Raw genomic sequence first — 20,112 nt, forward strand, 5'->3', positions numbered from 1 at the left:
CCGCAAGCGGTTCATTTCTGGGTTTTTCTTGGCATTAGCAGAATCTCTAAGTATGAAAAAGCAGGAGCCGCGTTGATAGCAACTCCTGCCCATACTTGTCAATCTGCGCAGTTCTATTCCTTATGAAGTTGCTCCCCAGCAGAGCTTCACTACGCTTCAAACTGCAAACCAAAGGTACAATATGTAAGCTGCTTCAACGAAGAAACATCGGAAAAAATCATCCTGCAATTTGAGCTATAGGATACATACTTCTCAAAATCATCCTGCAAAATGAGCTATACGCCTCAATTTTCTTCTTAGAATAGAGCTGCTCAAACCGTAAAGCTGTCCTTCTCCACCAACATGCCTTGGCATCTTTTAAATTATAGACTTTACCTGTAAGATTATTGCGGAATAGTATCTCATGTTCATCAGAACCCACATAACTATAACAGCTGTCATCGCCATTTATACGGAGCACATCTTCGTTGTAATAATGAAGCCAGTCGATGACCTGATTTGTTGATGCATCGTGATTAATAGAGAAAATTAATATCATTGTTTTATTGATACGTAAAAATTATTTGCCATTTTTGGTTATTACAGTATTATTATTAATATTTCACTCACTCCTATGATAATGGTAAAAAAACAGCCTTCACTTTTTGAGAGATAAGTGCAACCGCATAGGTCGGCTTGACATCTATATTTATTATATAGTAGAATAGGAATTTCATATGCATGTTCTTATATTAGCAACTTAACCTCTCAGCTTTCGGAATCTATTTTATGATTGGATACGTGCTGTTCCTGTAAGATTCTTCCCTTCGTATGTAATGCAACCAACAGAGCATCCAAGAGTTTTGTACTTACATGCTTGGTATCGTGATTTGTCCGTTCTCCTTACCTGTGCTTTGTTTTTTACTCGAGTATCCTACCCTGAAGCAAAGATGAGCAGCAGATGGGAGTTTCGTCTATCAAGTCTTCACAAGTACAATCTTTCATAACCCAAATTTCGCTATGACACACAATTTTGTCAATATAGGAAGTTAGTGTGACCATCCTAAAAGGAGACTTACACTATTCTTCTTAAACTCATATAGCTTATACTCATTCATTTACCGATGCAAGCAAGGAGCATTTCATGGACAAAGAGTTTTACCGTATATGGCGAACAGCCTCGAAGTTCTCTAAGGAAATTTAAATCCATTGCAGAACATGTTTAAGAGTTTTCTGCTGCTTTTGTCAAGAGTTTGACTAAAAATAGCATGGATTTTAATATTGCCAGCCTCAAGTACTAGCACTGTGCTGTTCCTATAAACCGCGACTATCTGTATCAACTGACAATAGCTTGTGGGACTGTGAAGCTTGTGTTCCTCACATGATAGCATTATGCCCTACTCTCGTACTATAGTAGTCACAATCTCCTTGTAGATGTTTATACCGTAACCTTGCTGTATAGCTAGCTTTAATTAGATGTTTGCCATATCTTTTTTAAGTATTTATGAAGGTCTTATTATTGAAGTTAACAACAAGACTATCGATATTCCATATTTTATATACACTGAGACATTTTTTGATATGTCTGTTTCTAGGTTAAATATGCGGCAGAGATATCTGCCGCATATTAACTATATTTAGAAGCCAGTATCGTGAGCTGAACCGCCCTTATCTGAATCCCATCCGCACTTAGTAGAAGAAGAACTTGAAGATCCATCTGATCCTGTTGAAGTAGTGGATACACTACCAGCCTTGACCTGACGCATTTCTTCAACGTTCATTTTGTCATTCAAATTAAATTTGTTAAGTTTCATAATTGTTATTAAATTAATTACGGCAAGTTTTGAAAACATTGATGGTCTCGCCATTAGCCATCGTTACTATACTTTCCGGAAATCTAGTGTTGCTATTTTATTTGTTATCTCGATTGCCAAGTACATCTTTTGTCTGTCGGTTTACTTCATGTACACCCGTTTTGCCAAAGTTCCAAGTTACCGTAAGATTGATATTGCGGGCATGTATTTTAGCTTTCGATTTAAACTTATATTCATCAAAGTATCGGGTCGATTTCGAAATATTCTGATCAAAAATATCATTGGCGTGCAATGAGAACGCAAGATGGTCATTCAACATACTATAGCGTATGCCGGCCGTAAAGTTGCCCATGCCGTGAGTGAACACTAGGTTGTCGCAGGATGGTAGCAATTGATAGTACGACATCTCCGCCATCAATGTATGTGCTTTGTTAAGCATCAGTCCTGTATAGACGTTGAATGAACCGCCGAAACCTTTTTTGTTGGGGATATTTAGTTCAGCCATTGTACATTTTGTAGAACTATAGAACGCACTTCCCTGCATATAGACATTTACCCATTGGAAAGGCATCCAATTGTAACTTACGGTGAAACCACCTTTCAATACCTTGTTGCTGTTGAGAGACATATCGGATCTTACGCCATCGGCATTTACGATAGGCACATAGTCAAAGCAGTCGGAAATGTGGTTGCCCCAAGCTATGATATTCAAATTGCCTTTCAAGGTATAGCCAATTTCCATATTGTCGGAAACTTCCGGTTTCAGATTAGGATTGCCAGCCGAATAATAATTCACGTCGTAGAAGCGCACCATTGGATTGAGATCCTCAAAATAAGGACGCTGTATTCTATGACTGTAGTTTAGCGTGAACTGATGATTGTCGCTAGGAGACCACATGACAAAGGCTGTAGGAAACAACTTTCCATAATTCTGTTCCATCTTCGTACTAGTATTACCTGTTTCACCCTTTAGATTGGTGTACTCGTAGCGTAATCCGCCTTTCAACACCCAATGAGGGCTCACACTCCAAGTAGCCGAGACGTAAGCTGATGCCACATTTTCCTTATATTTGAAATCGTCGGTCGTCTCATCGATGATTGTATATCTGTCACCAATATAGTTTAGGCGGCTGTCATTATTCACTAACTGGTCATTCAGGCCAAACTCCAGCTTACCTTTACGGAAGGGCATTTCCATATTCAATAGAATGGAATTGGCACGGAATTGATATAGGCCTCGATTCTGAAATGTCATATTGCTATCATTGACAAGAGATGTATTATCATCATGAATCGTCTGATTGCGATAGTGACTATTGTAAGTTATATTAATTTTTTTCCCGAGAGAGTCCAACTTGAAATCTCCATAAACAGTTAAGGTGAAATTCTTCTTCAGAGGTTTGTTGACAGAACTCGTCTCTATTGAGGTGCTCTTTAATTCAGCAATGTTATTGAGAGTAGACTGCCACATTTTATTATGAACCTTGCTTACCCCTGCATTGAGTATTACTCCCAATTCAACATTATCAGAAGGCAGATATTTGATGATAGTATTGGCTGAAACCTGTTTCACTTTCATCTCCAAATTCTGGTTGCGCTGAATCTCATGATCGGAATAAATGTAACTTTCCTGTAACTCATTGGTCCCGCTCATATATTCAGGAAGCACTCCTATGCGGAATTGCCATTTCTTGTAATTCAGGTTGATATTTCCAGAAAGGCTTTCCATCCATCGGTTACTCCGGATAAGATCATTGCTCAATGTACCTTGAAGACCTTTAGTAGGGTCTTTCTTAGAAATAATGTTTATCATGCCGTAATTGCCATTGGCACTGTATCTAGCAGAAGGGATAGCAATAACCTCTATCTTTTCAATTTCTGAAGAACGAAGGTTTTTTATCAAGGTGGCTGATTCTTCTGTACTGATGAGTTTTCCATCACACATCACCTTGACTCCGTTTCTTCCAATCATATGCAGGGTACCAGAAGACTCATCTACCGTAATTCTAGGAGTTTTTTTCAAGACTTCCATTGCGCTCTTATTCTGGGCAAACTCATCCTGCGATACATTATAGATTATCTTATCTACTTCTTTTTTTATTACTCTTCGGGTACCTTTCACAGTAACCTCATTAAGACTAAATTCATTCTTAATCTGAAGGACACCTAAGTTAACATCCTTGTCAGCAACAAATACAGTGTCAATAGCAATGGTACCCAAAGAGGCAATCTGAAGGCGATACAAACCATTCAAATCTTTGATGCAAAATGTACCATCTGGCTGAGTATAATCCCTCTTAACAATATCGCTATCTTGCCATAAGATAAGTTCCATCGCATCTTGTGCTTCTCCAGAAGAGCCTACTACCTTACCTGTAACAGTATTTTGTGCAAGAACTGAAGAAGGTACCAACATTAATAAAGCAAAAGAATATATATATTTAAGTCTCATAATAAATAATCTAGAAAGTTAGATGGGTAAGAAAGCAAAAATACTCAATATGTTCAAGGTATTAACATGGAGGCTATTTTGATGTCTGACAACACCCTGTCGATGGTAAAGATATAGCTTGCACTGACTCGCAGTCTTATCCATTTTGGTCTCAATATTCTTCAAGGAGTTTCTGCAATGTTCAAGTGAGGGGAATATAGGGTGGGGAAGAAGGTAAAGAGAACGGTATGGCAACACATGCAGCAACAATGCTTTTTGCCTACGCAAAATCCCCCTCTTGAGTTCAAGTGTTATACGTCGGTTTACTCCAATACTCTTGGTTTTCCCGTAATTGATAGTAGAACGAGAATTCCATATACTCATACTTGTTTTGTATAAATTAGATTTGTTCACCTATTTTATTATTAGTTATATTAATTTTGATTATTGTACTCATGGAGGGCAGTCATTTGTTAAAAACTGTCAGGCTAATATGAATCCAATTTAAGAAAAACTTCCTTCACTAGATATTAACCTCATTAATTTTGCAATAATACAAAATTTTTCTTATATATTTTTATTTTTTATAACTATTTTTATTTAATTTACTTTTATTAAATTCAAAAAAAAGCGAATGGTGGGCACCATCATACAATAGACAATATTGAATATCAGCTACTTATGGATTGTTGCTATACTATAATCCTGCAAAATTGTATCATAACAAAGTCTCACACCTGTCGATTGAATGTAACCGTCTGATTTATAGAAGAATTATATTTTTTGTATTACTTCCTATGTAGCATCTATCACCCTTTAGCAGAGAGTCTAAGATTCAGTCCATCCAAGTTTCTCTGCGCAATGTAAATCTTCTTCTGTGCTATGCGTCTCTCGACTATACTGACCTTGATTTCGCCGAATAGAATCTTTGGCTTTTAAAAACTCTTTTCAAGGCTTATCAACTTTGAGATATATCCTCTATTTCTGCATATCCAAGTCTATATAGGAAGTCATAGTAGTTACTACCTTTGTATTTATACTGCACATAATCTTTATAGGCTTTGACGCTCTCTTCCCACGAGCAGAAGGCATAGTAGCTGCCATCGCTGGGGCGGCAAAGCCCGAAGAGGCTGTTGTTTTCAAGGCACATACGGTAAGTGAAATAGCCTGTTTCGAACATGGCTTGCGCTGCCACTATTTGTGGAAATTTCACATCATACTGTCGGAGAACGACCATCAGGTTTTCGATGTTCAATTCTTTGTTGGGCTTTGTCCCGAATCTGACGTATGCCATCTTGTCCTGTAGCTGCGTGATATAGCCATTGATATAGTTAATGAGAATATGTGGATCGATGCTCTTCCCAGCTTTCCTAATTCGGATATGAAGATGGGGCCGGTACTTTTGCCCGTGTTCCCAGAAATTCCAACGATGGTTCCTGCCGACACCACATCGCCCTCCCTTACGGTGATTTGATCAAGGTGTCCGTACAGACACTCAAAGGTACCATGACCAGCACGATAGAATTACCGTAACCTTTATTTCCATAGTGAACTTCCTTGATGATGCTGGGCAGCATCGCATAGACCCGTGCATGGTTGCATTCGAGGTCGATACCGTTATGGAAAGCAGTGCATCGCTTTACTGGGTCTTTCCGGCTCAGTAGAAAATCAGTGGGGATAGGCGTATAGTTTTGCAATTCTGAATAGGAAAAACTTCTTGTCTGCTACTCCTCTTAGATTAGCTCGGAAAAGTTTGATTTTGGTATTGAACGATTCTGCCATGGCATTCGAAGACCTGTTATTATAGAAGTTCAATATTTCATCATAATGTTCGTAGTATGTGGCAGCAATGACATTGAATGAATGAAAGCCTGCCTCTTCAACTTTATTGTACCACCTTGCCATGGAAAGTCTTGCTGCATCCTTGATGGTGTTCTTGGCAAAAATCATGCACAGTGAATGGCACAGTCCGTATGCCTTTTGGATGTCCGGATATTGTTCAAAAAGAATTTTAGCATGCAGTTTCTGACGCTTTGTTCATTTGTCAGCGGACTTGAAGAGCAGATATCTTGACCTGGCGAGAAGCTCTTTTCTTGTATCTTCATTAGTGTATCGGTATGGGCTGTATGGTTTATCGCAGAGCTTTGCCTCTTCCATTTCGTCGTTTGCCTGCTGTATTGCATCCCAGCGGTACTTGATACGTAATTTCTGTACGGCATCGCATGCTAACTTTTGTACATGGAACCTATCGATTACACGCTTGGCGTTGGGAAACAACCTTCTGGCTATTTTGCGCATGGAGTTGGACAGGTCCAGGGTGATTTCCTCAACAGAGGAGCGTTTCTCCTCATCAATCCTATCCAGTACTGCTATGACTTCCTCTGACTTTGTCCCTGCAACTACTGCCTCGATACTTCTTTCCCGTGTCCTTGCTGCACGGTTGGTCACGAAAGTGTACAGCTCGCCGTTAGATAGGGAAGTTTCATCAATAGCCAGAGAGGGGCCGATGTTGTCAGGAAATAGCAGCCACTCATCGGTATGTTCTGCCTGGTCCCATTGACGGAAATCGCTTAGAACCTCCTTATATTGTTTCTCAAATGTATGTCCGTCAATATGATAGAAATCCTCAAGCGTAAGGCAGGTCACGGGGGATGTTTCCATACGTTTCTTTTAAAAAAGCTCCAAATTCCTTGGAGTAACGGGTGCCTTGAGCTACCATGTCTAAAGCGATGGGAGGCGTAAAGCTCTTGCCCGTGAGCAAGTCCGTTCATCGTCTTCGACGAACTTTCAATATAACCTTATGGTCTCGGATCGGAAAGTCGGTTATATTTACTGCTTCCATGAATCCTTTGGACTCGAAGTTGGCATCATCCGCCAAAGCCTTGTCCATACGTTCGTCAAGACTAATATGAAACTCTGATCCGACCTTACGGACAGAAACAATAGTAAAAAACTCTAATATTTTACTGGGCAACACAAGAGTTGCCAAGGTCTCGTAACATATTTTCTTCCATGATGCGAAGGTCGGAATTATTAAGATAAATAGCAAATTATTCCCCAGAAAAATTCTACAGAGCCTTTTATAGCTTATCATAAAGAATTTCTGCCTTTCTATGTTTCAGCCCTTAAAGATGTTATCCAAGAGCTCTTCCATTGTTCCGTTTTTCGCGGCAGGCAAGGAATCCGCCATACGCAGATGATGTTCCTCTGTGGCAATGTGTATGGTGTCGTCAAAGCCAAGGATGTAGCGCAGAGCAATACGATAAATACACTCCGTGGGTGCCAGCCCATACACTTGATGGTTGAAGATATGGCGCAGACGTGTCTCTGAATCAGGAAAGGCTTTGCGTAGTCCTTCGCTATTATAAAGACGTTTCACTATCTCCGTGATGTACTGTCCCGACTTCATATAGAGGTCGGCAAAAGTCTTGCTGGGATCGTCAAAACACCCTGGATTCTCTTGTTCCAACAAGTCAACCATTTTCTTTACTACTGATTTCGGTGTAAATATCTGATTGGTTTTCTGCGGGGGAATGTAATTGAAAATGTCTTCCTCTATCTCCGGGTCAAAATAGTTGGCCAGCCGCTTACGCAATGTCATGAACTCACGCACAGAATCATTGAACACCACCTCGTCGAAAAAATGGCCTGGGCTGTGTTCTGCTTTGCCTGTCTCTTCGTTAGTATAGTCTCCACCATCACGCAACAAATGGAACTGCTCCTTGGTGATACTGGTCACTTCCAGGAACACTTCATCGGGCACATGGCTGTCGAAGTTCTGCAAGGTCGTTTCCTCGTTGCCATAGCCCATCAGGAACGAGGGAATGGTGCGTGAGAAGCCACGAAGATGATCGCGAATCAGCTCGTCCGTATTAACTTTCTTTTTGTCAATACGCTGTTGTTCATAAGTGTCGGCAATAATTTCAGAACCTTTATCCAACAAGTCTTTCGCCTTATCTTGGATGGTGTTGGCCAAATTATCATCAATGGCTTTTTTATCAGCTTCTGCCTTATTTTTGATGTCTTTTTGCTGTTGGGTCGTCTTACCTTGACAATCCAATTCACACTGGCGGTCTATCTTTTTCTTGTCGATGGATGCCTGATGGCAATGGGTGCCTATTTGCTCATTAACTGCTTTCTTGATGCGGACGGATGCCATGCCTTGATTGCGTTTCGTCAGTTTGTCCTCCTGTGCTTCTTCCGCTCCCTTATCGGCAGCAGAGAGTAATACGGATGTAAGATGACTGCTCACATTGTCTATCATTTGTTCTTCGGCGCTCTTGCCTTGACGCTCTTTGGCCTGACTGTATCTTTGTATGCTCTCTGCTATGAAGCCATCAAGATTATCTTTAGGCTCTCCATATATTTTATCACCGAACAGATTCTCTTTCACCACTGCAACTTTTGCAGGATCGGGTTGCGCATTGCCCTCCTCGTCCATATCGTGCGAAAGCTCCTCCACCTCGCTGGCGTCTACCTCGCTGTTCCTAGGTGTCTTTACTGGGGTGAATTGATTGATGATGTTGATAATACCAGAAGAACAACTGTAAATGCTGGAGATATTGGCAAAGAGGAAATTGCTCATAAATCCACTACGCACCACTTCCTTGGAGCGTATCTTCCTCGGAATAAGCATCACTTGTTCGGCATCGAGCGGTATCATTTCGCCGTCTTCGTCTTCGCCAATAACAGGAAAGAAATTAAGAAGCTCCCTTATATGTTGCTTGCGAGTGTCGCTATCGCCACCTCCTGAAGCCGTATCTGCTGAAAGTCCATTCGCCATTTCCTCATAATTGGTCAGGGTTCTTGCTGGGTCGAAATCGAAGACATAAGCGTTCTCTTTACGATGATACACCCCATTGGTATCTACATATAAATAAGGTGTCTGTGCACGGAAAGCAGCCTGCATGTATTGGGCAGGACTTTTCATATTGCTCAATATCAATACCGCTGTCCATTCTGGGATGGTTACGCCCGTTGTGAGCTGCCCCACCGAAAGGGTAATAGTTCCCTGTGGATGCTCAGCGATGGCTTTGCGCACACGGTTGAGCGAATTCTCGTCCTCTATCACTTCGTCGTTGTCGGTCTTTCCGTCTCCAGCTGCAACGATAATCTCGATGTCGGCAAATTCTGGGTGACGCTGGGTGTCTCTTAGTTTCTCTGCCAGTTTCTTAGCAGAGTCCACTCGGTTGAGCAACCAGAAAGTATGGCGCAGTTCTTGTCGCAATTCTGGAGTGGAGAAAGGATAACGCTGTTGACGGCTCAATGCATCAATCCACTTATCTACTGCTTCTTCGTGAACAAAGTGCCCACGTTCAACTCTGAAAAACTCGTTCAGGTCAAAAGCATACACCTCGGTTTCGCCATCTATTTCCACACCCTCACGTACCTTTTCCGTTACAATATCGCTCATGCGATAGGTGTACATATTGAGTCGTGGCATTTCGGCATAGGGGTTGGTGCCCCGGCTTTCGTCCCAAGATGCCTTTGCCTTGCACTCGTCAGCGTACGTCCAGTTGAAAATGGCGTCCTGTGGAAACTTCTCGTTGGCCAATGCCTTGAATGGTGTACCGCTGAGGTGAAGGGTATGCTTGCGCCTGATTTGGTCGAAAGCAACATCTGTTTTATAGGTATCTACCCATTCATGGGCTTCATCAATGACCAGTAAGTCCCAGTTGAGTTGGGCTACTTCTCCCAGCTTGTCGTGGCTTCCGCCGAAATAGATAGAGCCTTTCAGGTCTTGCAGACTTACGAACTCTATACAGTTCTTCACCCTGTCTGGCTGCGTGATATATTCCAAATATTGCTGGCGCGTGAGACAAGGCGCATCCTTACGTTCAAGGAGGGCAGACACACGGCTGACGAAAAGATAGCGTTCGTCCCCCACGAACTTCAAGTAGTCGGAATACCACGAATCGGCAATGGCAGGGCGGTTGGTAACAACGAGCACATTCTTGAACTTCATGCGCAGGCACAGGTCATAGACTGCCAGCGTCTTGCCAAACCGAGGCTTAGCATTCCAAAGGTATTCGGTCTGAGGGCGGTTGGTAAAGCTGTCCACCGTCTTACGCACCGCTTCCCCTTGGCTGTCGTCTCGTAACTGATACTGCTGAGTGGCCTTGCCTTTTACCACACCATGGTTAGCGCGGAAGTCATAAAAGCGATGGCGCGACTCCTCAGTGCCTATCTTGAACCATTCCGTTTGGGGCTTCTGTTCATATCCCAGCTTGTTCAAATAGGCATGGAAAGCCTTGTCAATAAAACTCTGATTAGAGCCTTCATACACCGCATTACCATACCATTCTAATACCCAGGCAATATTCGCCGTGTGACATTGCTGCTTAATACGGACTTCCACATCTTTTAGTTCCGTATAGCCTATTTTTACCCAGCCATTATGGCGGGCTATCTCTGGCGTGGTGTAGGCATAAATCTGTGGCAGAGCCACGCGGGTGGTTTGTATATTCGGTGTTTTCATTAGACCATCTCCTTTACATGAGTTTCTATAAAGTTGCGCTCCTCAATGGTCAGCCCGTATTTGTTATAAAGCTGCAAGTCTATTTCATGCACGCTCTTCGTCCAATCGATGTCGGAGGAAGAAGTAAAGTCTTGCATAGGGACGTACTTCCATTTTTCTGGTGGATTATCTTGTGTTATCTTTAATATACCTAACATAGTTCGGGCAAACTTACTTGTAATATATTTATATGCAGCTTGAGCCTCGGCTTCTTTTTCAAATGCGCCAATTCCAAGAAAAGTTTGTGTATAGCCGATTAACGGTTCGCCGATTAACGGTGTAGATAATACTTCGCCCAATGCTCCAGATCCATTTGATTTTGGTACAAGAACTTTCCAAAACTTTAAATTTGTTTTACGTAAGTCCAAATACTTAATGTCTATATACCTGCGAACCCGTTTGTTGTTTATGACTCCTATAATTGCTACGCAATTGTCATTATTCTTTATATCTTTGAATAAACCTAATTGATAAAGAATGGAAGCCGTTAATCTTTTTTCTTTTCCATTACTTCCTATTATATCTTTATATTGTGGATAGTCCTTATAGAGTACGTCTAATTTGAATTTGTTTTGCATATAGAATAAATCACACAGCGAGTGTTCTTTTACAGCAGGTGCAACTTTATGGTATATGGAGTTTAGTTCTGAATAATACGTAAAGACATCAATAGACCCAAACTCTTTTGTTTTATCATGGTAAGTAATGGCAATTCCACCTTTTATATCTGTATTTGGAAAAATTTTGCCACTCACTTGGTAATAATCAAAGACTTTAAGGTGCTTGTCCTTGAGCATCTTGTTATTCCATTTTGCAGGTGTTTTGCCTGCGTTGAAAAGAAATCGTGCAGGAGTAATGAGTAGAACTTTAGGCGAAACTTGATATGCACTATCCATGAAGTAATTATACATAGGCTTATCTGATGTACCTTCTGTATCTTCATTAAATGGTGGGTTCCCAATAACGAAATCGAATTTCATAGGCCATTTAGTTTTATTATGAGTTTTATAGTTCTTGGTAATAAAGTCGAGATAAAGGCAGTCGAAGTGGTCGGGCATATCGCAGCTGGAGAGCAGCCAGCGTCGCAGACGGCAACGCAAACCATTATGAAGCAAAATGTCGTTCTTGTCGCAACCAAGGCAGGGGGTTACGGTGGTGGTCTGTCCTACGAAGAAGTCGCTGACTACTTGTCTGTTATCATGACAAGAACAGGGGACAACAGCTTTCAGCCCATCCATTTGCCAAACATTCCACGACACTATCTCTGCCGCCTTGAGCAGCGTTGAGCTATCCGCCCTTGTGCCAAACCGTTGCTCGTGATACTCGTTAAAGGTGGCAAGCAAGGCTTCGCGCGCCAGCAGCAGGTTGTCTCCCTGCCACTCATAGCCATACACGCTGCCCAAAGCCAAAAGTGCCCAACGCGTCCACTCGTCGTCTGAGCAGTTGTCATTCACCTTGCGCAGCTTCCTATCGAGCGCGCCAAACCGTTCTGCCATAGGGATAAGTTCGCCCGAGACAGTATCATAACGAGAGGAGAGGAACGGAGCTTCTCCACAGGTTATCTCCAATACGGTGGCAAGCACATAGCCCTGCCATGCATCTTTCTTCTTTTCCTCATAAAAGGCTGTCCATTCCTTGTCCATTACATCAGTCATCTTTCTCACAATCCATGCCGGTGTAAACACCTCTGCCATCTGCCGTGAGCGGCGCAGCTGTTCATCGCGGCTCTTTAGGGCACGTGGCATGATGACATTGCCATGCTTTCCCGTTATGGTCTCCACGGTTATGCTGTCATGCCATTCATAGCCTTGACCGTAGTAGGCATAGCAGTCCGTTGCCCAAAAGATATTATTTCGGGTGGTATGGTCTATGAGGAGTACTTCAAGCAGTCCTGGTTCATCTTGCAGCAATTTATTTTCGAGTATATCTATAATCTCGGACATAGTAGGAAATATATAAAACGAATGTTTCTCGCAAATTTACAAAAAAATATTAGATAAGTGGAATTGTTCTTCTTGAGAAAAACCTTTTTTTATGTGAGGTTTATTAATAAGGGTAGTTTAAATTTAGCTACAAGACAAAAAAAATGAGTTACATTACTGTAACTCATCAATTGTTTTTGTGGACCAGACAGGGCTTGAACCTGTGACCTCCAGATTATGAGTCTGTTGCTCTAACCAACTGAGCTACAAGTCCGCGATATGTTTGTTTTTATTTACGTTTGCAAAGGTAATAAATAAAAATGAAAAAACACACAGTAGCTGTTTATTTTTTTTCGTTTTAACACTATTTTGGTAATAGAGCCTTATCATTAGAGTGGTTTTATGTACCTTTGCACAAGATATTTCTTATGCTTTTAATAAAGGCAAGGATAATGCACAAATAAAAAAAAGATTTTCTTAGAAGTAAATATTATAGCATAGCTGAAGGATATTATAACTTAGAGTGAATGCCTAAAAAGCAAAAAGATGTATATAAGTTTCGGTTTTTATAAAAAACACTTACCTTATAATATATGGTTAATCCATAATATATTAAAATTATCAATAGAACAAAAGAATACATAGTGAAAATAATATACTTAAATGATGAGGTTAACAATAATCTTCCTCCTTTAGTAGCAACAATAGGCTTCTTTGATGGTGTACATAGAGGGCATCGCTTCTTAATAGAAGAGGTGAAACAAAAAGCCCGCTTCGCAGATATGCAATCAGCAGTTATAACTTTCGATAATCACCCTCGCCAAGTATTACATACCCATCAGCACCTATCTCTTCTTTCTTCTTTTGCTCAAAAGATTAAACTTATAGAGGCTACAGGAGTGGATATTTGTATAATTCTTCATTTTGATAAAGCTTTATCCTTACTCCACGCAAAAGACTTTATGCAATCTATACTATCAGAGCGGCTACATGTTACAAAACTTATTATAGGTTATGATAATAAGTTTGGTTATGGCTGTAAAGAAAGCTTTGAAGATTATCAACGGTATGGGCAAGAATTGGGAATAGAAGTTATAAAAGCAACAGAGCTTAATAGTAATAAAGAGCATATAAGCTCATCTGTAATTAGACGATTAATAACTTTAGGTGAAATAAAAGCAGCTAATAAAGCTCTTGGATATAATTATGTTATAGAGGGACAAGTAATAGAAGGATATCATAACGGTCATAAGCTGGGTTATCCTACAGCAAACATAGATAGAAAAACTTGCTTTCAGCTTATACCTGCAGAAGGGGTATATGCTGTAAAAGTAAAAACAGACCTTTCTCCATTATGGCTAAATGGTATGTTGTACATAGGCGTTCGTCCCACATATAATGGCAAAACTCTTTGCATAGAAACTAATATTTTCAACTTTAATAAATCTCTTTATGGGCATAACATTAAAGTATCTTTTATTCAGCGTGTTAGAGGAGAGAGGAAGTTCGACACCCTTTCTGCTCTCTCTTCGCAGTTAGCTAATGACAAAAAGCAATGTGAGGAAATATTAAAGGAAAGCATATAACATGAAACAATTCTAAAAAAACTCTCTCAATAAAAACAAATATATAAATAAATGGTAAATAAACAATTTTTACATAGTGTTTTATACAGTATTCTTTTTGTTGCTATTTTCGTTTTATTACAAATAGGCTTTAATATTATTTGTGCGAGTATATATGCTGGGTTTTCACACCAAAGTGTAGGAACTATAATGGCAGGTCTTAGCACAGGCGAAAAAAACATTTTGCTTTGCATAATAAACGCACTTAGTAGCATTTTTACTATAATACTTTTCTTAAAACTCAACTGGGCAATTATTTCTACTAATTATATAAAATCTCGCCCTTGGGCAGTACTTACTTGGGCCATACTCTTAGCTATAGGTTCTATCCTTCCTTTTGAATATATCTATGAGCACATTAATCTTACTATGCCAAAACAAAATGAAGAGTTGTTTAAAAACATCATGAAAGAGCCATGGGGATATGTTTTTATAGGTATCTTAGCACCTGTTACAGAAGAGCTTGTCTTTAGAGGAGCCATCTTACGCTTACTTCTCAAGGCTTTTAAAGGTAAACAGCACTGGGTAGGTATTATTATTTCAGCTTTTCTCTTTGGCTTTATTCATTTCAATTTGGCACAAGGCATTCATGCTTTTATCATAGGGTTAATACTTGGCTGGATGTATTATCGCACTTATAGCATTATACCAGGAGTTATTGTACATTGGGTAAATAATACTATAGCTTATATAATGTTTCACATTATGCCTGAAATATCTGATGGAAAACTTATAGATTTTTTCCATGGTAATAACCAGCTAATGTATGGAGGTATATTTTTCTCTCTTTGCATCTTTATTCCTTCTCTTTTTCAATTAGCCTTACACCTGAAAAAAGCATAATAAAAACTTTAAAAAACAATACAGAACATTTATGAAACCAAACAAAACATACACCGGACTTAGCGACAGAGAGGTTACAGAAAGCAGATTAAAATATGGTGAAAACATCATTACACCACCAAAAAAAGATACGCTATGGAAACGTTTCTTTACCAAGTTAGAAGATCCGCTCATTGCAATACTTATTATAGCAGGAGTGTTTTCTACTGGAATTTCCTTGTATGAATATTTTGGAATGCATGGCGAAAAGAGTGTTTTCTTTGAGCCAATGGGCATATTTATAGCTATTTTTCTTGCCACGGGTATGGCTTTCTTTTTTGAGGAAAAAGCAAATAAAGCATTTTCTATATTAAACAAAATAAACGATGATGATCCTGTAGAGGTTATTAGAAATGGTAATACTACTAAAGTAGCTAAAAAAGACATTGTAGTAGGCGACATAGTGTTACTCAATACAGGAGCAGAAATACCTGCCGACGGAGAACTTCTTGAAGCCATTGCGTTAAATGTAGACGAATCTACTCTCACAGGAGAACCTATATGCCATAAGAGCGTTAATCCTGATGATTTCGATTCTGATGCAACTTTCCCTACTAATCATGTCTTGCGTGGTACAAAAGTAATTGAAGGACATGGCATGTTTAAAGTAGACCGTGTGGGTGATAACACTGAGAATGGTAAAGTTTTCGTTGCAACCCAAATAGATAATAACGTAAAAACTCCACTCACAGAACAACTCAACAAACTATCTAAACTAATTACTATAGGTAGCTATGTTATAGCTGCACTTATCCTTATAGGAAGAATGGTAATGTATTTTGTTTCTTTCGATTTTAGCTGGATATATTTTTTACAATATCTTCTTACATCTATTATGATATGTGTTACACTTATTGTAGTAGCAGTACCTGAAGGATTGCCTATGGCTGTTACGTTGAGCTTAGCTTACTCTATGCGCCGTATGTTCAAGAATAATAATCTTGTTCGTAAGATGCACGCATGTGAAACGATGGGGGCTACTACTGTAATATGTACAGACAAGACAGGCACGCTAACACAAAACCAAATGCGAGTAAATAAAGTATATAAGTGTAGCAATGATAACATTATTAATAAATGTTTTATAGAGGGAATAGCTGTAAACACTACAGCCGAACTTGATCTAACAGAGCCTAAGCGTCCACAGGCTATAGGTAATCCCACAGAGGGAGCACTGCTTTTATGGCTCAAAGACCAAAAAGAAGATTATCGCCTTTTAAGACAAGAAGCAGAGATAATAGATGAAATACCTTTTTCTACTGAGCGTAAATATATGGCTACACTTGTAAAAACTGCTTGTCTACCTAATAAATATGTGCTTTATGTGAAAGGCGCGACAGATATTATACGCAACAAATGTAAAGAGATAGCAGGCGAAGCAAAATGGGATAACATAGACAAGCAATTGCTTACATGGCAAAACAAAGCTATGCGTACACTTGGTTTTGCATATTATATAATAAACGAGGGAGAGGAAATATTACAACATAATAATCCTATAGAAAAACTTATGGCTTCTTTTAATGGTAATGAGCGTGGCTTAACTTTTATAGGCATTGTTGCTATATCCGATCCTGTACGCCTTGATGTGCCTTTTGCTATTAAAGAGTGCTTAAAAGCAGGAATAGATATAAAAATTGTTACAGGAGATACACCTGGCACGGCAAAAGAGATAGGGCGAGAAGTGGGATTATGGAATGATGATGTTGATAAAGAAAATCATATAATAACAGGTGCAGAATTTGAACAGCTCACAGATGAAGAGTTGCAAAGCTGCGTACTTGACCTAAAGATAATAGCCCGAGCGCGTCCTATGGACAAAAAACGCTTAGTAGAAGCATTACAAAAATGTAATCAGGTAGTAGCTGTAACTGGTGATGGCACTAATGATGCTCCTGCGTTAAAAGCTGCACATGTAGGTCTTTCAATGGGCGATGGCACAAGTGTAGCCAAGCAAGCATCTGATATTACCATTATAGACAATTCATTTAACTCTATAGGACGTGCAGTCATGTGGGGGCGCTCGCTTTATCAAAACATACAACGGTTTATACTTTTTCAGATGACCGTAAACGTAGCAGCATGCTTAATAGTTTTGATAGGTGCTTTTATGGGGACACAAAGCCCATTAACGGTAACACAAATGCTATGGGTAAACCTCATAATGGACACATTTGCAGCAATGGCTTTGGCTTCTTTACCTCCTTCTAAAAAAGTAATGGAAGATGCCCCACGCAAGCGGTCTGCTTTTATCATATCACCTGCAATGAAAAAAAATATTTTTCTTATGGGAGGTGCATTCTTCTTAATATTGGTAGCGTTATTATTTGTTTTAGAACACTATACCGTTTTACACGTAACTGATTTGTTCCATCTTAGCCATCACGCTGATAAGGGTATGACGGCTTATGAACTTAGTATATTTTTTACTGTTTTTGTGATGCTTCAGTTTTGGAACATGTTTAATGCTCGTGCTTTCTGTACAGGTCGTAGTGCTTTCCATTTAAAAGGGTGTAAAGGATTTTTGCTTATTGCGGCTTTTATCCTTGTAGGGCAAATAGCTATTGTACAGTTGGGAGGTGAGATGTTTAATGTATCTCCACTCAGTGTTATAGACTGGGTACTTATTATCATTATCACGTCTTTAGTATTATGGGTAGGCGAGGGGATACGGTTTATAACAAAATGGATATATAAATGAATATAAAATGGTGCATTAAAAAATATATATAAAAAAGGAGGATTAAAAAAAAACAAGTATATGGAGCTTAACTTAAAACCATTAAATATACCATGTGATAAGGAACGTCCTATAATAATAGCAGGTCCGTGTTCTGCTGAAACAGAGGAACAAGTGATGACTACCGCTAAGAGTTTAGCCGCTAAGGGCTGCCACGTTTTTAGAGCAGGAGTATGGAAACCTCGCACTAAACCCGGTGGCTTTGAGGGAAAGGGAAAGGCTGCTTTACCTTGGATAAAGAAGGTAAAAGACTTTACAGGTATGCTTGTAGCTACAGAAGTGGCTACCCCTGAACACGTATCGTTAGCTTTAGCCTATAATATTGATATCTTATGGATAGGAGCTCGAACATCTGCAAATCCTTTTGCTATGCAGGCTTTAGCAGATAGCTTGCAAGGAGTAGATATTCCTGTACTTGTAAAAAATCCTATCAACCCTGATTTAGAGCTATGGATAGGAGCTTTACAACGTCTTAACCAAGCAGGTATTAAGCGTTTAGCAGCTATACACCGTGGTTTTTCTATTTATGATAATAAGGTATATCGCAACCCCCCTATGTGGCAAATTCCTATAGAATTACGTCGCCGTATACCACAACTTCCTATTATATGCGACCCAAGCCATATAGGAGGACGCCGCGAATTAATAGCACCACTTTGCCAACAAGCTATGGACTTAGGCTTTGATGGCTTAATAATAGAGAGCCATTGCAACCCTGATTGCGCTTGGAGTGATGCTGCGCAGCAGATTACTCCTGATATATTAGATTACATTCTGTCTTTATTAATAGTAAGAAATGAGTCTATTTCTACAGAAGGTATTAGGCAGTTACGCTCACAGATAGACGACATAGATAACAGCTTAATGGACTTGTTAGCTAAGCGATTTCGTATTTGCAGGGAAATAGGAGTTTATAAAAAGAAACATAATATGACTGTTTTACAATCGAATAGGTATAAGGAAATTTTAGAAAAACGAGGAGTTCAGGCTGGTCTTTGTGGAATGAATATAGATTTTGTAGCACAAGTGTTCGAACTTATACACGAGGAAAGCCTACGTCAGCAGTTATCTATTATTAACAATAAAATGTAAAAACATTCACTAAGAAGTATTTTAGATAACACACCTCTTTACTGTAACAATAAGAATATTAGTCTTGTGAATATGAAAATATTTTTGCTTACATTCTTTTTCATATTTTTACCTTTTAGCCTTTTAGCTCAAACAAAAATAGTTGTAGTAGAGCTTAATGCCGAAAATATGTTTGATGTACGACATGATAGCCTGAAAAACGATACAGAATTCTTACCTAATGGTATGAGGCATTGGACAAAGGCAAGATATTGGGAAAAAATAAATAAGATAGGTAAAGAAATACTTTCTTGTGGTAAGGATAGTGTAGGGTGGTCTGTGCCAGATATTGTAGGATTATGTGAGGTGGAAAATGATACCGTATTATTTGATCTTACAAAACGTTCTTTATTGCGAAAAGCACGTTACGAATATATAATGACTAATTCTCCCGATGAACGCGGAATAGATGTAGCTTTACTTTACTCTCCTTTTTCATTTAAAGTATTAAAAGCCGATACTATTAAAGTGAAGCCACTAAAAGGAATGAAGCCAACACGTGATATTTTACATGTGGAAGGAGAAATAGTGAGCGGAGATACTCTTCATGTTTTTTTATTACATGCACCAAGCAAATCGGGTGGAGAATTGCAATCTCGTCCTTTTAGATTGCATGTAGCCGATGTGTTGTGCCATTCGATAGACTCTATTAGAAAAATAAATAATAACTCTAAAATACTGATAATGGGCGATTTTAACGACTATGCCTCTTCACCTGCTTTGCGCCGCATCTGCAAACATAATATAATAGATATATCTGAAAAAGCACAAGGCACACATGGAGCTATGGGCACTTATCGCTTTCAAGGAGAGTGGGGGAGCTTAGACCACTTTTTAATATCACTTAATTTGCTCTCAAATATAAAATCGTGTTCCATTAACGATACCCCTTTTTTGTTAGAAGAAGATACGAAATATGGTGGTGTGAAACCACGTCGCAACTATAATGGGTTGCGATATAATAGCGGCTTTAGCGATCATCTTCCTTTGATGCTAAGACTGACTTTTTAAAGCTAAAAACAAGAGGAAGATATCTTTTCTATATACCTTTTTATAGTTGCAGATATAATG

10 protein-coding genes, 1 tRNA gene and 3 pseudogenes are annotated in these 20,112 nt (G+C 39.4%); 5 read left to right on the plus strand and 9 right to left on the minus strand.

Going from position 1 to position 20,112, the window contains the following annotated elements:
• Positions 1-217 precede the first annotated feature (217 nt).
• The 9 genes and pseudogenes from F596_RS0105510 to F596_RS0105555 all read right to left on the minus strand — a co-directional run bounded on the left by F596_RS0105510 (position 218) and on the right by F596_RS0105555 (position 12,937).
• Positions 218-538 (minus strand): ATP-grasp domain-containing protein, encoded by a 321-nt coding sequence (locus tag F596_RS0105510; protein WP_019036166.1) that lies wholly within the window; start codon positions 536-538, stop codon positions 218-220.
• Between the two features lie 1,078 nt (positions 539-1,616).
• The gene (locus tag F596_RS11830) at positions 1,617-1,847 is read right to left on the minus strand and encodes a hypothetical protein (protein WP_154648178.1); all 231 of its coding nucleotides are present in this window, start codon (positions 1,845-1,847) and stop codon (positions 1,617-1,619) included.
• A 43-nt stretch (positions 1,848-1,890) separates the two neighbouring features.
• Positions 1,891-4,245 (minus strand): TonB-dependent receptor domain-containing protein, encoded by a 2,355-nt coding sequence (locus tag F596_RS0105525; RefSeq protein WP_019036169.1) that lies wholly within the window; start codon positions 4,243-4,245, stop codon positions 1,891-1,893.
• A 914-nt stretch (positions 4,246-5,159) separates the two neighbouring features.
• Positions 5,160-5,903, minus strand: a pseudogene (locus tag F596_RS11485) (peptidoglycan DD-metalloendopeptidase family protein); the annotation flags it as partial.
• Positions 5,893-6,885, minus strand: a pseudogene (locus F596_RS10880) (ISAon1 family transposase). The pseudogenes F596_RS11485 and F596_RS10880, both read right to left, overlap by 11 nt.
• Positions 6,851-7,228, minus strand: a pseudogene (locus F596_RS12140) (ISAon1 family transposase N-terminal region protein). Before F596_RS12140 ends, F596_RS10880 begins: the two co-directional pseudogenes overlap by 35 nt.
• Positions 7,229-7,342: 114 nt before the next feature.
• Positions 7,343-10,702 carry a DEAD/DEAH box helicase family protein gene (locus F596_RS0105545; RefSeq protein WP_019036173.1) on the minus strand — a complete coding sequence of 1,120 codons (3,360 nt, stop codon included), beginning with the start codon at positions 10,700-10,702 and terminating at the stop codon, positions 7,343-7,345.
• Entirely contained in the window at positions 10,702-12,684 is a 1,983-nt protein-coding gene (locus F596_RS0105550; protein WP_019036174.1) for an Eco57I restriction-modification methylase domain-containing protein, read from the minus strand. Before F596_RS0105550 ends, F596_RS0105545 begins: the two co-directional genes overlap by 1 nt.
• 179 nt (positions 12,685-12,863) lie before the next feature.
• Positions 12,864-12,937, minus strand: a tRNA-Ile gene (locus F596_RS0105555).
• 370 nt (positions 12,938-13,307) lie between these two features.
• On the opposite strand from F596_RS0105555, the gene F596_RS0105560 reads away from it, so the two are divergent.
• The 5 genes from F596_RS0105560 (at position 13,308) to F596_RS0105580 (ending at position 20,052) form a co-directional block, all read left to right on the plus strand.
• On the plus strand, positions 13,308-14,249 hold the full coding sequence (locus F596_RS0105560) for a bifunctional riboflavin kinase/FAD synthetase (protein WP_019036175.1): 942 nt from the start codon (positions 13,308-13,310) through the stop codon (positions 14,247-14,249).
• A 51-nt stretch (positions 14,250-14,300) separates the two neighbouring features.
• Complete coding sequence (locus tag F596_RS0105565; RefSeq protein WP_019036176.1) at positions 14,301-15,131, plus strand: CPBP family intramembrane glutamic endopeptidase; 831 nt, start codon at positions 14,301-14,303, stop codon at positions 15,129-15,131.
• Positions 15,132-15,162: 31 nt separating this feature from the next.
• On the plus strand, positions 15,163-17,871 hold the full coding sequence (locus tag F596_RS0105570) for a calcium-translocating P-type ATPase, PMCA-type (RefSeq protein ID WP_019036177.1): 2,709 nt from the start codon (positions 15,163-15,165) through the stop codon (positions 17,869-17,871).
• A gap of 60 nt (positions 17,872-17,931) precedes the next feature.
• On the plus strand, positions 17,932-19,002 hold the full coding sequence (locus F596_RS0105575) for a bifunctional 3-deoxy-7-phosphoheptulonate synthase/chorismate mutase type II (RefSeq protein ID WP_019036178.1): 1,071 nt from the start codon (positions 17,932-17,934) through the stop codon (positions 19,000-19,002).
• 72 nt (positions 19,003-19,074) lie between these two features.
• Positions 19,075-20,052: an endonuclease/exonuclease/phosphatase family protein gene (locus F596_RS0105580; protein WP_019036179.1), complete on the plus strand. Its 978-nt coding sequence runs from the start codon at positions 19,075-19,077 to the stop codon at positions 20,050-20,052.
• Positions 20,053-20,112: the final 60 nt, after the last annotated feature.

Source organism: Prevotella amnii DSM 23384 = JCM 14753 (assembly GCF_000378745.1).
Classification (GTDB): Bacteria; Bacteroidota; Bacteroidia; order Bacteroidales; family Bacteroidaceae; genus Prevotella; species Prevotella amnii.

Coding starts and splice junctions, on each gene's coding strand:
- F596_RS0105510 (WP_019036166.1), bottom strand. CDS start 538: ATGATATTAATTTTCTCTATTAATCACGATGCATCAACAAATCAGGTC.
- F596_RS11830 (WP_154648178.1), bottom strand. CDS start 1,847: ATGGCGAGACCATCAATGTTTTCAAAACTTGCCGTAATTAATTTAATA.
- F596_RS0105525 (WP_019036169.1), bottom strand. CDS start 4,245: ATGAGACTTAAATATATATATTCTTTTGCTTTATTAATGTTGGTACCT.
- F596_RS0105545 (WP_019036173.1), bottom strand. CDS start 10,702: ATGAAAACACCGAATATACAAACCACCCGCGTGGCTCTGCCACAGATT.
- F596_RS0105550 (WP_019036174.1), bottom strand. CDS start 12,684: ATGTCCGAGATTATAGATATACTCGAAAATAAATTGCTGCAAGATGAA.
- F596_RS0105565 (WP_019036176.1), top strand. CDS start 14,301: ATGGTAAATAAACAATTTTTACATAGTGTTTTATACAGTATTCTTTTT.
- F596_RS0105570 (WP_019036177.1), top strand. CDS start 15,163: ATGAAACCAAACAAAACATACACCGGACTTAGCGACAGAGAGGTTACA.
- F596_RS0105575 (WP_019036178.1), top strand. CDS start 17,932: ATGGAGCTTAACTTAAAACCATTAAATATACCATGTGATAAGGAACGT.
- F596_RS0105580 (WP_019036179.1), top strand. CDS start 19,075: ATGAAAATATTTTTGCTTACATTCTTTTTCATATTTTTACCTTTTAGC.